The organism is Buchnera aphidicola (Anoecia corni) (genome assembly GCF_964056675.1).
In the GTDB taxonomy this organism is placed as follows: domain Bacteria; phylum Pseudomonadota; class Gammaproteobacteria; order Enterobacterales; family Enterobacteriaceae; genus Buchnera_E; species Buchnera_E aphidicola_B.
This window is the reverse complement of the sequence record NZ_OZ060371.1, coordinates 329,157-345,487: the sequence shown is the minus strand read 5'-3', so window position 1 is coordinate 345,487 and position 16,331 is coordinate 329,157. Positions and strand designations below refer to the sequence as shown.

The 16,331-nt window shown below is 22.6% G+C and carries 17 protein-coding genes; 1 reads left to right on the top strand and 16 read right to left on the bottom strand.

From position 1 onward, the window contains the following. The first annotated feature begins 228 nt into the window (after positions 1 to 228). A complete protein-coding gene (asnS, locus tag AB4W63_RS01450) occupies positions 229 to 1,626 on the top strand; it encodes an asparagine--tRNA ligase (RefSeq protein WP_367680831.1) in 1,398 nt (465 codons plus the stop codon). A gap of 231 nt (positions 1,627 to 1,857) precedes the next feature. Here asnS and AB4W63_RS01445 read toward each other — a convergent pair whose 3' ends face one another. The 16 genes from AB4W63_RS01445 to AB4W63_RS01370 form a co-directional block, all read right to left on the bottom strand. Beyond that, positions 1,858 to 2,220 (bottom strand): HIT domain-containing protein, encoded by a 363-nt coding sequence (locus AB4W63_RS01445; protein WP_367680830.1) that lies wholly within the window; start codon positions 2,218 to 2,220, stop codon positions 1,858 to 1,860. 88 nt (positions 2,221 to 2,308) lie between these two features. Further along, on the bottom strand, positions 2,309 to 3,772 hold the full coding sequence (gene ptsG, locus AB4W63_RS01440) for a PTS glucose transporter subunit IIBC (protein WP_367680829.1): 1,464 nt from the start codon (positions 3,770 to 3,772) through the stop codon (positions 2,309 to 2,311). 124 nt (positions 3,773 to 3,896) lie between these two features. Continuing rightward, positions 3,897 to 4,553: a TatD family hydrolase gene (locus AB4W63_RS01435; RefSeq protein ID WP_367681201.1), complete on the bottom strand. Its 657-nt coding sequence runs from the start codon at positions 4,551 to 4,553 to the stop codon at positions 3,897 to 3,899. 150 nt (positions 4,554 to 4,703) lie between these two features. After that, the gene (locus AB4W63_RS01430; RefSeq protein ID WP_367680828.1) at positions 4,704 to 5,696 is read right to left on the bottom strand and encodes a DNA polymerase III subunit delta' C-terminal domain-containing protein; all 993 of its coding nucleotides are present in this window, start codon (positions 5,694 to 5,696) and stop codon (positions 4,704 to 4,706) included. Then, positions 5,689 to 6,324: a dTMP kinase gene (gene tmk, locus AB4W63_RS01425; RefSeq protein WP_367680827.1), complete on the bottom strand. Its 636-nt coding sequence runs from the start codon at positions 6,322 to 6,324 to the stop codon at positions 5,689 to 5,691. The genes AB4W63_RS01430 and tmk overlap by 8 nt, the downstream gene beginning before the upstream one ends. A 370-nt stretch (positions 6,325 to 6,694) precedes the next feature. Then, a complete protein-coding gene (gene acpP, locus AB4W63_RS01420; RefSeq protein ID WP_367680826.1) occupies positions 6,695 to 6,943 on the bottom strand; it encodes an acyl carrier protein in 249 nt (82 codons plus the stop codon). 45 nt (positions 6,944 to 6,988) lie between these two features. Continuing rightward, positions 6,989 to 7,714: a 3-oxoacyl-ACP reductase FabG gene (gene fabG / locus AB4W63_RS01415; RefSeq protein ID WP_367680825.1), complete on the bottom strand. Its 726-nt coding sequence runs from the start codon at positions 7,712 to 7,714 to the stop codon at positions 6,989 to 6,991. Further along, complete coding sequence (locus tag AB4W63_RS01410) at positions 7,711 to 8,661, bottom strand: ACP S-malonyltransferase (protein ID WP_367680824.1); 951 nt, start codon at positions 8,659 to 8,661, stop codon at positions 7,711 to 7,713. The genes fabG and AB4W63_RS01410 overlap by 4 nt, the downstream gene beginning before the upstream one ends. A 295-nt stretch (positions 8,662 to 8,956) precedes the next feature. After that, positions 8,957 to 9,130 (bottom strand): 50S ribosomal protein L32, encoded by a 174-nt coding sequence (rpmF, locus tag AB4W63_RS01405; protein ID WP_367680823.1) that lies wholly within the window; start codon positions 9,128 to 9,130, stop codon positions 8,957 to 8,959. A gap of 114 nt (positions 9,131 to 9,244) precedes the next feature. Further along, the gene (locus AB4W63_RS01400) at positions 9,245 to 10,189 is read right to left on the bottom strand and encodes an RluA family pseudouridine synthase (RefSeq protein WP_367680822.1); all 945 of its coding nucleotides are present in this window, start codon (positions 10,187 to 10,189) and stop codon (positions 9,245 to 9,247) included. A gap of 630 nt (positions 10,190 to 10,819) precedes the next feature. Then, entirely contained in the window at positions 10,820 to 11,137 is a 318-nt protein-coding gene (locus tag AB4W63_RS01395; protein ID WP_367680821.1) for a hypothetical protein, read from the bottom strand. Beyond that, positions 11,137 to 12,276: a flagellar basal body P-ring protein FlgI gene (flgI, locus tag AB4W63_RS01390; protein ID WP_367680820.1), complete on the bottom strand. Its 1,140-nt coding sequence runs from the start codon at positions 12,274 to 12,276 to the stop codon at positions 11,137 to 11,139. Before flgI ends, AB4W63_RS01395 begins: the two co-directional genes overlap by 1 nt. 154 nt (positions 12,277 to 12,430) lie before the next feature. Beyond that, positions 12,431 to 13,159: a flagellar basal body L-ring protein FlgH gene (locus tag AB4W63_RS01385; protein ID WP_367680819.1), complete on the bottom strand. Its 729-nt coding sequence runs from the start codon at positions 13,157 to 13,159 to the stop codon at positions 12,431 to 12,433. A gap of 62 nt (positions 13,160 to 13,221) precedes the next feature. Beyond that, the gene (gene flgG, locus AB4W63_RS01380; protein ID WP_367680818.1) at positions 13,222 to 14,019 is read right to left on the bottom strand and encodes a flagellar basal-body rod protein FlgG; all 798 of its coding nucleotides are present in this window, start codon (positions 14,017 to 14,019) and stop codon (positions 13,222 to 13,224) included. 18 nt (positions 14,020 to 14,037) lie between these two features. Beyond that, entirely contained in the window at positions 14,038 to 14,796 is a 759-nt protein-coding gene (locus AB4W63_RS01375; RefSeq protein WP_367680817.1) for a hypothetical protein, read from the bottom strand. An 89-nt stretch (positions 14,797 to 14,885) separates the two neighbouring features. Beyond that, positions 14,886 to 16,175, bottom strand: a complete 1,290-nt coding sequence (locus AB4W63_RS01370; protein WP_367680816.1) for a flagellar hook-basal body complex protein — start codon at positions 16,173 to 16,175, stop codon at positions 14,886 to 14,888. Positions 16,176 to 16,331 lie beyond the last annotated feature (156 nt).

The following is a 16,331-nucleotide window of genomic DNA, read 5'->3' as shown; positions in this document are numbered from 1 at the left end:
TTTTTATGATAGACAGAAAATAATTAAAAGGTTTAATCTTATAAAAGAAAAAATTAAATTATTTCCTTTAATTTTTGTATATGTATATTTCTACATAAAATTCTATTTATAAATAAATATAAAACTAATTTTGTTTTTTTATATGATTTTTTACATTGTTAAAACTATATTAGTATAAAACAAAAATATTTATTTTTTTTGATTTTCAATTTAGGATGAAAAAATCTTATGGTAACCCCGATTAAACTTATATTAATGGAAAAAATAAAAATTAATGAAAAAATAAAAATACAAGGATGGATTCGAACTCGAAGGAGTTCAAAAATAGGAATTTCATTTCTTAATGTATACGATGGATCTTGTTTACATACTATTCAAATAGTAGCTCATTCTTCTGCAAAAAACTATCATACAGAAATATTATGTTTAACTGCTGGTTGTTCTGTATCAATAATTGGTACATTAGTGTTATCAAAAGGAAAATCACAAAAATATGAAATTAAAGCACAAACCATTACTGTTTTAGGATGGGTAAATAATCCCAAAAAATATCCTATTTCTTCTAAAAATCATACCACTCAATATTTAAGAGAAGTATCTCATTTAAGAGCTAGAACTAATGTCATTGGATCAATTTGTAGAATTAGAAACACTCTTTCATTTGAATTGCATAATTTTTTTTTTAAAAATGAATATTATTGGATTCCAACTCCTATTATTACAAGTATAGACACAGAAGGTAGCGGATCCATGTTTCGTGTGTCTACACTAGATTTTAACAAAATTCCTAAAGATATATCTAAAAATGTAAACTACAAAGAAGACTTTTTTGGAAAAGAATCTTTTTTAACTGTGTCAGGACAACTCACTTTAGAATCGTATGCTTGTGCTATGTCCAAGGTTTACAATTTTGGACCTACTTTCAGAGCAGAAAACTCTAATACTAGTCGTCATTTATCAGAATTTTGGATGCTAGAAGTTGAACAATCTTTTTCAAATTTGAACGATATTATAAAATTATCTGAAAATACAGTAAAATATGTTATTAAAAAAGTTTTAGAAAATAATGCTGACGATATTTATTTTTTAGAAAAATTTTTAAAAAAAAAGTTGTTTAAAAAATTAACATATTGTATAGAAAATAATTTTTTTCAAATTAATTACATAGATGCGATTGAAATATTAAAAAGTTCTAATCAGTTTAAAACTGATAACATTTGTTTTGGAATAGATCTATCTTCTCTTCATGAAAAATACTTAGTAGAAAATTGTTTTAATAATCCAGTAGTAATACTAAATTATCCGAAATTATTAAAACCTTTTTATATGAGAATAAATAAAGATAAAAAAACAGTAGCTGCTATGGATATACTATTTCCTGAAATAGGCGAAATTATAGGAGGTTCGCAAAGAGAAGAAAGAATTAAAATTCTAGACCAACGTATCAATGAATGTGGTTTAAATAAAGAAGACTATCAATGGTACAGAGATCTGAGAAATTATGGAACAGTTCCCCATTCTGGATTTGGATTAGGATTTGAAAGATTAATGTCGTATATTACTGGTATGTCTAACGTAAAAGATTTAATTCCATTTCCAAGAACGGTGAAAAACTCTAGTTTTTAATAGAAAATTACTCTATATATATATAACTCTAAATGTTAATACTTAATTAATTATATATATAATATTATATATATATTTTATGTTGATAAATGAATTCATTGTTATACAATTTAAAATTATTAACTATTGTTACATACTATAAAGAATAATTATTTAAAATTAAATTTCTTAAACTAAACATAAACATTTACATACGTATATAATCTATATAATTAATTTTGTACTATTATTTTAACAAAAATGTTTGCTTAACTTTTTACCTCCTAATAAATGAATATGTAAATAAGGAATTTCTTGACCTCCATTTTCATTACAATTAACAATTAATCTATATCCATTTTCAGATATGTTAAACTTTTTAGCTAATTTTGTAGCTGTATAAAACATATGTCCAAGTAATAACTTATTTTCAAACGTAACATAATTCATCGATTCTATATAATTGTTAGGAATAATTAAAATATGTATCGGAGCCAACTTATGTTTGTCTTCAAATGCTGTTACTAATTCATCTTGATGTACAATAATCGCAAAAGATTTACGTAATACTATATTTTTAAAAATAATAGATTTTTTTTTATCACTTTTATCCATATGATCCTCATATAAAACAAATAGTTCTATTATAGTTGACATTAATCATATAAAGTTAATTATTCGCTAATTATAATTATATGCATTACTATATAGATAAATATTTATTTTTTTTAATTTTATAATTTTTTATATATTCATCAATAGCTGTTTTAATATTATCTGATTTTGTTCCAAAAACAGCTTGTATGCCTGATCCTGAAATTATTACTCCTAAAGCACCAATTTTTTTTAACTGTATTTGATTCACTTTAGTACTATCTTTTACTGATACTCTTAAACGTGTTATACAAGCATCTATACTGATAATATTTTCAACTCCTCCAAAAGAATCTACTATTTTAGAAACTATTTTTTCTATATTTTCAGATTTTAATGCTTCTGAAAAATGTTCTCTTCCAGGAGTTTTTAAATCAAAAATTATTATAAAAAAATAAAAAATAATATAATAAACTATAGTATATAATATCCCAATAATTGGAAATAACCATAAATTATGACTGTTTCCACTCAGTATTAAAAAATCTAAAATTCCATGTGAAAAACTAGTTCCAGCTCTCATATCCAATAACACGCAAATAGTAAAAGCTAATCCAGAAAGAATAGAATGTATTATATATAATATAGGAGCTACTAATATAAAAGAAAATTCAATTGGTTCTGTAATTCCAGTTACAAAAGCAGTTAAAGCAGCTGAAATCATAATTCCTGCTACTTTTTTTCTATACTTAATTTTAGCCGACTGCCAAATAGCCATAGCAGCGCCCGGTAATCCATACATTTTAAATAAAAAACCACCAGACAATCTTCCAGCTGTAGTATCTCCAGCCATATATCTAGCTATATCGCCATGAAAAACTTTACCAGAAGAATTTACATATTCTCCAATTTGCATTTGAAAAGGAACGTTCCATATATGATGTAATCCAAAAGGAACAAGCATTCTCTCTACCAAACCATAAATTCCAAATGCTATTTCTGGACTTTGATAAGCCGCCCATAAAGAAAAATTTTGAATTATCTGTCCTACTGCAGGCCAAATTGTAGAAAGTAATATTCCTAAAAAAACAGAAAAAATACCTGTAATCATTGGAATAAATCTTTTTCCAGAAAAAAATCCTAAATATTCTGGAAGCTGAATTTTAGAAAAAATATTGAATAAATATGCAGTCATTGCTCCAACAAGAATACCACCTAATATTCCTGTATCAGAAAAATAATTTAAAGATGCATTATTTAATGACTGATTCAAAAAAAATGGAGTAAAAACAAACATTGTTTTTTTCATAATTCCATAAGAAACAACGGCTGATAATGCAGCTACTCCATCGTTTTTAGTAAAACCTAACGCTACTCCTATAGAAAAAATAACTGACATATTAGAAAAAACAGAACTTCCTGCTTCAATCATAACTTTAGAAACAATTTCTGGAATGCAAGAAAAATTTGCAGATCCTATGCCTAAAAAAAGACCTGCAATTGGAAGAACAGAAACTGGCAACATTAAAGATTTTCCAATTTTTTGAAAACTTGAAAATGCATTTTGTAACATAAACTGTATTATCCTCTATCACTGTAGATCAAAAAACAATTAACATATAAAATTAATAATTAAATAATTTTTAATATTTAAAATTAATTCAATAAAATTGCAAAAATCATACTTTTTTAAAACATTACTTGTTATGTTTAAAAAATAATCTGTAAAAATTTTTTGTAGTAATTGCTGAAAAAATATTTAAATTCATATTTTTTATTTTAGATAAATAATTTGCTATATTATATAAATAAGCAGGTTGATTTTCTCTTCCACGATATGGAACAGGAGTCAGATAAGGAGAGTCTGTTTCTATCAACATTCTTTCTATTGGAATAAACTTCACAACTTCTAGCAAATGTTGTGCATTTTTAAATGTTGTAATTCCAGAAAAAGAAATAAAAAAATTCATATCTAAAAACTTTTTAGCTATTGACTTGCTTTCTGTAAAAGAATGTATAACTCCTTTACAAATATGTGCTTTTTCTTCCTTTAATATTTTTAAAACATCTGAACTAGAATTTCTCGTATGAACTATTAATGGTTTATTAAGTTTAAGAGCAGTTCTAATATGCTGTCTAAAAAATTTTTTTTGAAGATTTACATTTTTTCTATGATGATAATAATCTAATCCTGTTTCTCCTATTGCTATTACTTTTCGGTTATTAGCAAATTTTTCTAATTCTAAAATAGAATTATCATTGCTACAATACAAAGGATGTATTCCACATGAATACCAAACTTTTGAACATAATGTGTCTACTAGAATAAATTTTTTAAATTTTTCTAGTGAAATCGAAACTGCTAAAATTGCATGAACATTTTTTTTTTTGCTTTATCTAAAACATCGTTTACGTTCAAGTGCAATTTTTTATAATCTAAATCATCTATATGACAATGAGAATCTACTAAAAACATATATTTTCTCTCTTTAATTAAGTGAATATTAAATATGAAAAAAATTTTTTTCAAATTTTAGCAATTCATTTGCAATTAACACATTTTTATCTATTCCAATAACATTTATTAGATTAAATCTACATTTGAACCAAGAATATATACTCAAATTTAACTTTTTAACTGAATATTTAAAAGAAATTTTTAAAATTAATAATTTTTGATCTAGATTAATTAAACAAGATTCATCTAAATACTTTATTTTTATAGAATCTATTAAAATAGAATAAATCCACAAAATAATTAAATTAAAGTTTATTTCTTTAAAAAAGGAAAACAATAAAAAAAAATTTTTTTTTCTTAAACAAAAATAAAATTGTTTATAAAACGATTCTCTTTTTTTTAAGAGTGTAATTTTCAACATATGAAATGCAACTAATGGAGATCCATTACTCAATTTTAACATAATCGTACATAATTTTAGCGAAGAATGAGTTTTTTTTTGTAACCATAGTATATTTTTCTTATCATTTATGGAAAAAAATAAATTGTACGTAATACAACGACCAATAAAAATCGTTGGTAAAATATCAGAAAAATAGTTTTTTATAAAAAGAAAAGTGTTAGAATAGGAGTCTTCTACTATTTTTAGTAAAATGTTAATAAAAGAGACAGGTATATTGTGACTATTAGAAAAAAAAATAATTTTAGCACTATTCTGATGAGATGTATTAAAAATAACTTTTTTTACTAATTCAATAGATTTTTCTATATAAGAATCAGATTTTTCTTTCTTTAAATCTATAAGATAAAAATCTGGATGATTTTTTAATTTCATTAAATTGCATGAAAAACACTGGTTACAACTATATATATGTTTTTTTTTTTCACATAATATCCATTTACTAATATCCCATATTAGAACAGAGCATGCAGTACCTATCATAGAATTAATTACAATAGATTTGTTTGCATAACCTTGTCTATATTGATTAATTATTTTCTCATATAAACTAACTATCCACGGATACTCATTATTCATAATTTTTAATCCATGTATACAATTTAGTTTTTATTTCTTTATGAACTTCATTTTTTTTTTTTTCAGCATCTATAATAATACAGTTACTATGTTTATTTACTAACTTTAAATATTCTAGTCTAACTTTAGAAAAAAAATCAATATTATTCATTTCTATTCTATCCAATGATGTTCTTTTTTTTATTCTTTTCATGCTAGTATATGGAGATATATTTAAAAAAAAAGTTAAGTTAGGTTTAAAAGATCCAAAAAACATAGACTGTAAAATAGAAATTTTTTTCTTAATGCTTTTTGAAAATGTTCCTTGATAAGCATATGAAGAAAAATAATGTCTATCTCCTATAACCCAATCTCCTTTTTTTAGTCGTGGTTTAACAATACTTTCAATTAATTGAGTCCTTGCTGCATACATTAATAACAATTCTGTATTGATAGTAATTAAATCATTATTAAATTTTTTTTTTACCAAACATCTTATTTCTTCTGCTAATGCAGTACTACCTGGTTCTCTTACAGAAATAACATTTCTAATACCAAAATCCATTAAAATGTTCTTTATGTGCATTACCGCTGTAGTTTTTCCGGATCCTTCTATACCTTCTACTACTATAAATTTATTTCTCATCATATCTATTTTCTTTTTATAAAATTAAAACATATTAATTAAATTAAAAATTTTATTTTGCAATACAGCATAAATATATAAAAATAAGCTAAGATTTATAATTTTATTTTTTTTAATATTTAAAAAAAAATACTTTTAATATAAACAATAGACTATAAAAAAACAAATAATTTTAATTTATACAAAAATTGATTTTAAATTAAAAATTATATACTTAACATTTTACGTAAACATATTGAATATTAAATAAATAACATATTTTTAATATTTAAAAATTAATATAATATAAAAATATTCACTCCTAATAAAAAAAAAATTTATAATTATCTTGTTCTTACAATAAAATAACTTTTAATGATAAAAAACTAGAAATTTAATTATTTAAAGAAAATTTATAATTTTTAACAAATTCAATAGCATGTTGTAAAGTAGTAATTTTTTCTGCTTCTTCATCTGAAATATTAACTCCAAATTTTTCTTCTATAGACATAATAAGTTCTATTATATCTAAAGAATCTGCTCCTAAATCTTTTGAAAAAGAAGATTTTACAGATAATTTATCTTGTTTTATATCAAGTTGTTCTGAAACAATTTTTTTTATTTCTTTTTCTATATCTTTCATAAATTATATATCCTAAATATATATTAAATAGTATATCTTATATTTTTAATTCATAAAGAGTCCACCATTTACATGTAATGTTTGACCAGTAATATACTTTGCACAATCTGAAGACAAAAAAATAATAGCATTAGCAACATCTTCTTTAGTTCCAAATTTTTTCATTGGTATTTTGTTTAATACTTTTTTTTTAATTCCTACGGTCATATCTGTTTTTATATAACCTGGAGCGACAATATTAACGGTTATATTTTTAGAAGATAATTCTAAAGCCATAGATTTGTTAAAACCAATTAATCCGGATTTAGAAGAAGCATAATTAATTTGTCCAATATTACCAATAAATCCGACTATTGAACTTACTGTTACAATTCTTCCATATTTTTTTTTTTTCATTAACGGAACTACTAATTTAGAAATATAAAAAGCAGAACTTAAATTAACCCTCAATACTTTTTCCCACTGAAAAAACGTCATTTTGCATAAAAAATTATCTTCTACAATTCCAACGTTATTTATTAAAATATCAATGCAACAAAAATGTTTTAATACATATTTAATTGCTTTTTTTATTGAATAAATATTAGTGATTTCTAATACAACTCCATCTCCTGACATTTTTTTTAAATAATATTTAATACTATCAGCACCTTCCTTAGTACTAGAAGTTCCTATAACTGTAGCTCCTTTTTCTGCTAGCATAATTGCCGTTGATTTTCCTATTCCTCTGCTAGCACCTGTAACTATTGCTATTTTACCTAAAAAGTTCATGATTTTTTACTTAAAATTTTAAATGCTTTTAAAAAATTACTCATTTTATATAATGAAATGTTAGTAGTACCATATATATCTTTATTAATTTGAGTTAAAATGGAAGAAGCCCCTATTTCTAAGAAAAAATTTATTTTTTTAGAAAAAATAAATTGTATAATTTCTATCCATCTAACTGGTTTGTACAATTGTTGAATTAAAGACTTTTTTATAAAAATAGAAGATGTTTCACATTTTATAGAAGTGTTGTTAACTATCGGACATATAGGATCATAAAACTTAACTTTCTTAATTAATTTATATAAATATTTAGCTGCTGGTTTCATTAGATATGAATGTGCAGCAGTATTAACAGGAAGCATTTTTGTAAATGTTGCTCCATGTTCTTTACATAATAATTGCATTTTTTTTATATATTTCATTTTTCCTGAAACAACTATATTTTTTTTAGAATTTATACATGCTATAGAAATTACTGGATTATTAAAATTTAAAACAATTAATTTTTTTATATTTTCTAATTTTAATCCTATTATTGTTAACATACTAGCTTTAAAATTCTTACATGCAAAATCCATTATTTTTTCTCTTGAATGTATAATTTCTACTGCTTTTGCAAAATTCAATGTATTAGAACATACTAAAGCTGAATACTCTCCTAAACTATGTCCGGCCATTATTGTTGGATTGATTCCTGTAATAGTTATCCATATTCTATAAATAGCTACAGATGTTGTTAAAATTACTATTTGTTTGTAAGAATAGTTTTTATTTCTAATATAGAAATATTTTTTTTTTGAAAAAATATTCCATAAATTCAACTTTATAATTTCTGAAGCTTCTTCAAACGTATCTTTTGCAATTTTTAAATTAGTTGAGTTTAAATGTTTAAAACTATTAAATACATTAAGAGAACCTTGTCCAGGAAAAATCATTGCGAATAACATGTTACCTTCTATATTTTAAATAACTTTATGCATGTAAAACAATTTGCATTTATAAAATTAGTAAAATTCAATACAATAAAAAATAATGTACTATATAATACGTAATCTGATATATACAAATCTTATTAAAAAAATAAACTTATTTATATAAAAAATTAAATATTGTTTTCAATGTCATCAATAAAAAATAACAACGAAAAACATATTTTTTAACAATATCTAATATTTGATTAGAAAATAATTAATAATGTTGTATTTTTATTTGTTAACTATTTGTTAAAAATTAGAAATGCTTTTACTTTTTGCTAATTACTTTTTTTCCTTTATAGTTACCTTTTGTAGTAATATTATGTCTTATATGTAACTCATGTGAGTTTCTGTCTTTAGATATAGAAGGAGAAAAAATTTTATCATGTAATCTACGCATTCCACGTTTTGAACGAGAAGGTTTATTTTTTTGAACTGCCATATTTATCCTTTATCTTTAAAAGATTTAATGTTATTAAGATAATTAAAAACAATAATATGCGATTATATGCATTTATAAAAGTACGTATAATTATTTCAAATTTTATTCAATTAACTATAACTTTTTTTCATAATTAATCCATGTTTTTGATAATGGAGCTTTTATAAAAAAATTTTTTTTATTATCAGGATGTTTAAACTGTATACTAGAAGCATGAAGAAATAAAGAAATATTCTTATTTTTTTTAAATAAAAGTTTATCTAATTTATTATCACCATACCGCTCGTCAAATATTATTGGGAATCCTAAAAAAGAACTATGTACTCTAATCTGATGAGTTCTACCAGTAATAGGTGTCACTTCCATAGAAGTAGTATTAGTATAATATTTTTTTATTAAAAAAAATGTTTTTGCAAATTTCCCTTTATTACTTACAATAACCGCTCGTTTTTTACTAGAATGAAATTTTTTTAATAATGGTTGAGTAATATTTATTTGACTTTTAGGCCAATGTCCATGAACTATACTAATATATTTCTTTTTAATTTTATTATTAATCCATTGTTCATGTAATTCTTTTAAAGAAGAATATTTTTTTGCAATTATTAATATTCCAGAAGTTTCACGATCTAATCTATGCACTAATTCAAGATATTTATTTTTTGGCCTAATATGTCTAAAAATTTCAATTATACCAAATTTTACTCCGCTACCTCCATGAACAGCTATTCCTGCAGGTTTATTAATTATAACAAGAAACTCATCTTCATATATTATGCTGGACAAAATAGTTTTTTTTATAGTTTTACATAAAATTATTTTTTTTTTTACTTCATTTGTTATGTTAATTAGAGGAAGATGTACTATATCTCCTTTTTTTAACTTATAAAATGGTTTGATTTTTTGTGTGTTTATTCTAATTTTTCCAGTTCTTATTAACCTATAAATCATACTTTTAGGAACATTTTTATATAAATTAAATATAATATTATCTACTCTTCTATTTATCATATTGTCATCAATGACTAATCTTTTATATATTTTTTTTTTAAACTCCATATTGTGTTTCTCTAAAATAGTTTTTCTAAATCATTTAGTTTTTTTAAATAAATCCTTTAATAAAAAGAATAAAAACGACTTCAATAAATAGTTTATTTGAAATAAAATCTAATGTAGTAACTAAATTAATAGTATATAAATGTTATTTTTTCTATTTATTAAAAATAAAAATTAATAATTTTAGTAAAATAAACACTGTTATAATACGAATATTTTTATTTTTCTATTTTTTAAATAATGTATAATTCTATTTCTAATATAGTACAAATATTATTATTCTAAAATATAATATAATATGATCTATTAAATTTGAATTTCTATTAAAGTAAAAAAGTAATACCGAAATGGTAAAATTAATTACATTCTTATTTAAAATATTTTTATCTAACAAATAAAAATTGAATTTTATTTCTATGTATACTGTACTACTAATATATAAATAAAAGTTATTTATTTAACAAAAAAACTATTACATAATTCAGTATTTTAAAAATAAAAATTTAAATAAAAAAAACAACTTTTATTTATACTAAGAATCTAAATACGAATTTAATATATTAAACATAATTTGAACTAATTTAAATAAAAAGTTATTTCTTAGATGTATAATTTATTTATTTTTCTGGTTTTTTAACTAGTTTTTTTTACACAAAAATTTTCTAATCCAAATCCTTTTTTAGATAAAACACTAGACAATTGATAAGTATACATACTATTTAACATTTTCATTTGATCGGAGTTAAACAGAGTATTTTCAGAATAAAAAATGTTTTTATTGGATAAAACCATATTTATGAATATCATTTCAATAGATTTTGTTATAGAATTTTTATTCTTTAAATTTATTTTTTTTTTTGAATTATTAGTTTTTACTAAATAATTTAAATGTGATTTACTATGTTTATAATTATTTTTAATCAAATCTATACTATTATTTTCAATTTTCATTATTGTTTTCTTATCTCTAAAGTAGCTGGAAGCGCTCCAACATCTTTCATGGACGTAAGAATAGAAATTATTTCAGCTGGAGTTATATGAAATTTATTTAAAACAGATAATATAACATGTATATCAACAGTGTTATTTATCAATACTGTATTGAATTCATCATTATAGTTTTTTGTTTGACTATTAGTTTTTTTTGATAAAATATTGTTTTTTTCTTGATTAGAAAAACATGGAATATTGTTTTTGTTAGTATTTATAAGTAATGAAAAATGTTTACTTAAAATAGTACATGAACCTACTTTTATATCTGAATTTGATATTACTAATCCTGTTCTATTATTTATAATAATTTTTGGTTCATTTATATTTGTATTTATAAACATCTTTTCTATATTAGAAATCATGTTTATAACATTTTTACAACTTTTATTATTTGTGTTTACTTGAACTATATTCGGATTTAATACAAAAGATGCGTTTTTATAAGAAACGTTAATACGATCGCTTATCTTCTGTGCAATAATAATATCGGGTTTATTTAGTTGAAAATTAATAAAATTTTTATTTCCAAACATGTTATCTATTGACTTTTCAACAATAGCACTATTTTTTAAAATTGCTACATTATTATTTCGTGAATTAACAATAAAATTATGACGATCAATTGCCTTACTAAATTTCTTTTCATTAAAAAAAGGAATACTTCCTTGTGCTATAGCATATGTTTTATTATCTAATCCAAGAAGAGGTGTCAACAATAACGTACCTCCTGACAAACTAGTACTGTTTCCAATAGATGAAACTTCTACATTGATTTTTTGTCCAGATCTAATAAAAGGAGGTAATGTAGCAGTAACTACTACTGAAGCAGTATTTTTAGAATCTAAACACTTGTTTTTTTCAGATACATTTATTCCTAATTTATGTAGTAAATTATAAAGTGTTTGAAAAGTAAAAGGGGATTGTTTAACAGAATCACCTGTTCCTGGTAACCCAACTACTAAACCATATCCAATTAATTCGTTTTCTCTAACTCCTTCAATAGTAGTTAATTTATTGATTGTTTGAGCATAAGAAAAAGAAAATAAAATAAAAAAAATAACTATAAAAAAAGTTGAAAAAAATGATTTTTTATACATATAAAACCTTTTTTTAAAAAATTCTATTAGATAAGTTAGAATGTTTAAAAATATAACTTTTCTATAATTAATAGAATTTAAAAAATTAACAATTTTAATTATTATAATAAAAAAAATTTTTTATGTAACATTTATCATTTTTTTAAATGCTACTCTAACTTGAAAAAAAATAAAGGAATAGTTTTTGCATCCAACTAATTTTACTATTTTGTTCAATACTTCCATTATTATAATATTCTATTTTTTCATTTGCTACATCATGTGACTTTACTACATTATTTGCACTAATATTTTTAGGATTTATTACTCCAGAAAAACGAATGAATTCTGATTCTTGATTTATAGATATTTGCTTTTGTCCAAATATTTTTAAATTTCCATTTTTACATATATCGGTTATGGTAACAGTAATAATGCCTGTAAAAGTGTTTTTTGAAAACGTATTTCCTTTTCCAGAAAAATTATTTTTAGATTCACTATTTATTTCTGCTCTAGATCTATTTATTTTTGAATTTAATAAAAAATCTAACGGATTCGGAAAGGAATTTATATTTACTTTACTATTTCCATTTCTTGTTAAAGAAGACATAGAACTATTACTTGCACTGACATTTTCTTCTAATAACAACGTAATAGTTTCTCCTATCTTATATATTCTTTTCTCATTTAAAAAAGGATTGGATAGGTTGCTTTCTTTATTTTTTAAACTTTCAAATAATGATAAATCATTAATTTTTTTTAAAAAATCATAATTGGCTTTTTTATAATTTTTTATCTCTGAATTTACATAATTTTCACTTGTATATAAAGAAAAACCATTTAGTACTAAAATAGTTGTAACTAAAAAAAACCATTTAGGTGTTTTAAAAAATGATTTAAACAATGAAATATACCTTTTTTTAATATTAAAACTACATCTTATAACTAATAATATATGTATATTTATTATAGCTGAGATAATTTTTGTAACATTTGATCTGCACTAGATATAGCTTTTCCATTAATTTCATATGCTCTTTGTATTTGTATTAAATTTACTAATTCTTCAGCTATATTTACATTAGAAGATTCTAAAAAATGTGATTTTATACTTCCTGTTCCTTCAGTTCCTGGTTTGCTCTCTATTGCACTTCCAGAAGAAGGCGTTTCAACAAATAAATTATTACCAATATTAGATAATCCAGAAGTGTTAGAAAAATGAAATAAGTTTATTTGTCCTATATGTTCAGGAGTGCCATTTTCTTCAGATGATAGATTTACTGTTACAGAACCATCTAATCCTATAGTAGGATCGTTAACTAAGTTATTTGGAAAAATAATTCCAGATTCTTGTTGTACAGGAAATCCTGAGTTAGTGACTAATTGATTATCTTGATTAATATTAAATGCACCATCTCTTGTATACGCCATTTTTCCATTAGGTAATATTATTTGAAAAAAACCATTACCATCGATTGCTAAATCTTTAAATGAATTAGTAGGAGTTAAATTTCCTTGTGTGTCAATAATTTCTGTAGAAATAGGTCTAACACCTGTACCAATTTGTAAATTAGAAGGGAAAATAGAATTTTGAGAAGACGTTTCACCAGGAGATCTTATGTTTTGATACATTAGATCTTCAAACATAGTTCTAGAACGTTTAAATCCGTTTGTATTAGCATTAGCTAAATTATTAGAAATAACATTCATATTTAATTGCTGAGCATCTAATCCAGTCTTTGCAATCCATAAAGAAGCGAACATATCTTTTTTTCCTATATTTTAACTATTAATGTCTACGAATTTGTTTAAAAGATTGTTATTTTCTATATCATGTCCAACAATACTGGTATAAAAATCAAATTTTCTACAACAATCAATAGATTGTAATAAATTTTTTGTTAAATCTACATTACTAGTTTCTAACGATTTCGATTTTATTTTTTTTTCATTCATTAATTCGTTATTTTCTTTTATTTTTTTATTTTCTATTGTTTTATTGAAAATGTCATAACAAAAACTATATCCATTTTTTTTTACGTCTTTACTTCTTAACCAGGTTAACTTTAATTTTCCTAAATATTTTTTTTTTCCTTTTATTGTATATATGATAGTTCCGTCTTCTAAAAAATTTATATTTTCATAATTAGGAATTACAATATAACCTTTTTCACCTAAAACTAAATAGTTGTTTACAGTAAGTCTATTTTTTGAATCAATACTCATGTGGCCGTTTCTAGTATACATTTCTTGATTCAAAATAGGATTTTTAAGAGTTATCCAATAATTTTGCAAAGGAGCAATATCTAATAATCTATTAGTTTCTTGTATACTTCCGGGTTTATCACTATAAGAAACTACTGGTTTTAAGTAGTATTCTTTATTTTTAAGGACATTATTCTTTTTTTTATCTAGAATTAAAGAAAAAGTTTGTTCTCTAAACCCGGTTGTATCAATATTAGATAAATTATTTAATAAGATTTCATGTTGAATTACGGTATTTTTAGCAGCTTCTAATACTGCATTTATTCCAGAGTTCATTTATTTTTTTCTTATTATATTAAATATATTTAAATATTTAAATAAAATTAATTAACTATTATATTTTTTTAAAATTAATCGTATTTCATTTAGCTTGTAAATATGCTTGATATATTATTGTTTTTATCAACTGTAATAATGTCTATTTTAGAATTTTTTTCTTCATTATGATCTAATTGTAAATTAGAGATTTGTTTATTATCTAAATTATGACCATCACTATAATCAATAGCGATTTTTCTATCTTGATTATCTTCGTTTTCTTTCGCTATAAGACTAGATATGTTCTGAGATACTGTTGATAAAATGTTTGGGTCACTGACTTCTAAAATAGACATCTGTGCTAATTGTAATTTTTTTCCATTAGAATAATATCCTGATATTAACCCTTCGCTATCTATCATAAATTTATTTAAAGTACCTTCAGGAAATCCGTTTGCCTGAACATGAGTATAGTCTCTAGGTATATTATAATTGTTACGTATTCTTACGCTTTCTAAATTTATAGATAAAGGAGTAACATATCTTTTATCTGAAGAAGTGATATTTATTAATTTTTTTGAGTTTATGATGTTTCCATTTTCGTCGCATTTAAAAGTAAACGGATCACAAACAACTGTTTTTCCATCACTTCCTTGATAATAATTTTCATTTTTAAAAATGTTAGGAATTTCAGATGCTGTTTGACTATCATCATGAATAGAAGTTGAAACAGTCCATTCTCTATTACCAGTTTTTAATATATTTAAATCTACAATACATTCTTTTCCGTCTTTATTGTAAATAACTGTTTTTATATTATTAGTACATGTTGATTCATTTCTATAATCATAGGAAAAATTAGTAAAAATAGGAGCATTCATATTTAAATATGAAAATAATGCTAACTTAGTAGTTGGCTTATAGTCTATTTTGTATGCATTAGAAAGATTTAAATTTTTAGGAATAGAACTATCTATAAATTCTGATACTTTCTTGCACCCTTTAATATTATATCCCGTTAACCGGTATCCTTGTTCTGTTATTACATCTCCATGTTCATTTATTAAAAAATGTCCTTGTTTTGTATACAAGATAGAATCATTATTGTCCGATAACCTAAAATAAGCGTTGGGACTAATATTAGTATACAAATTTCGGTTGGCATGCTTATCTACTTTGTTTAAAGACAAACAACTTCCGTTTTCGTCTAACTGTTCAAAACCAAAGTTAGCCTCGCTTCTATATGGACTGTTATTTGCATTATTATATTGAAAGTTTAATTCTTCGTATTGTGATGCTACCTTATTTTTATGATTATGTTTTATTGTTGATGATTGTAAAGATTGGATAGAATTATGAAATTTTTGAATTGAGTTTTCAAGAGATTCTAAAGACATATAAAAACTCTCCTTAATAAGATTTTTAATTTTTAATTATTTAAAATGGTTTAGTAATATATACTACATTATTTAAATGTAATTATTTTTTTATTTTTTAAATATAAATAATTTTTTAAATTACTTAATGTTTAGTTGACTATTGCTTTATAAATA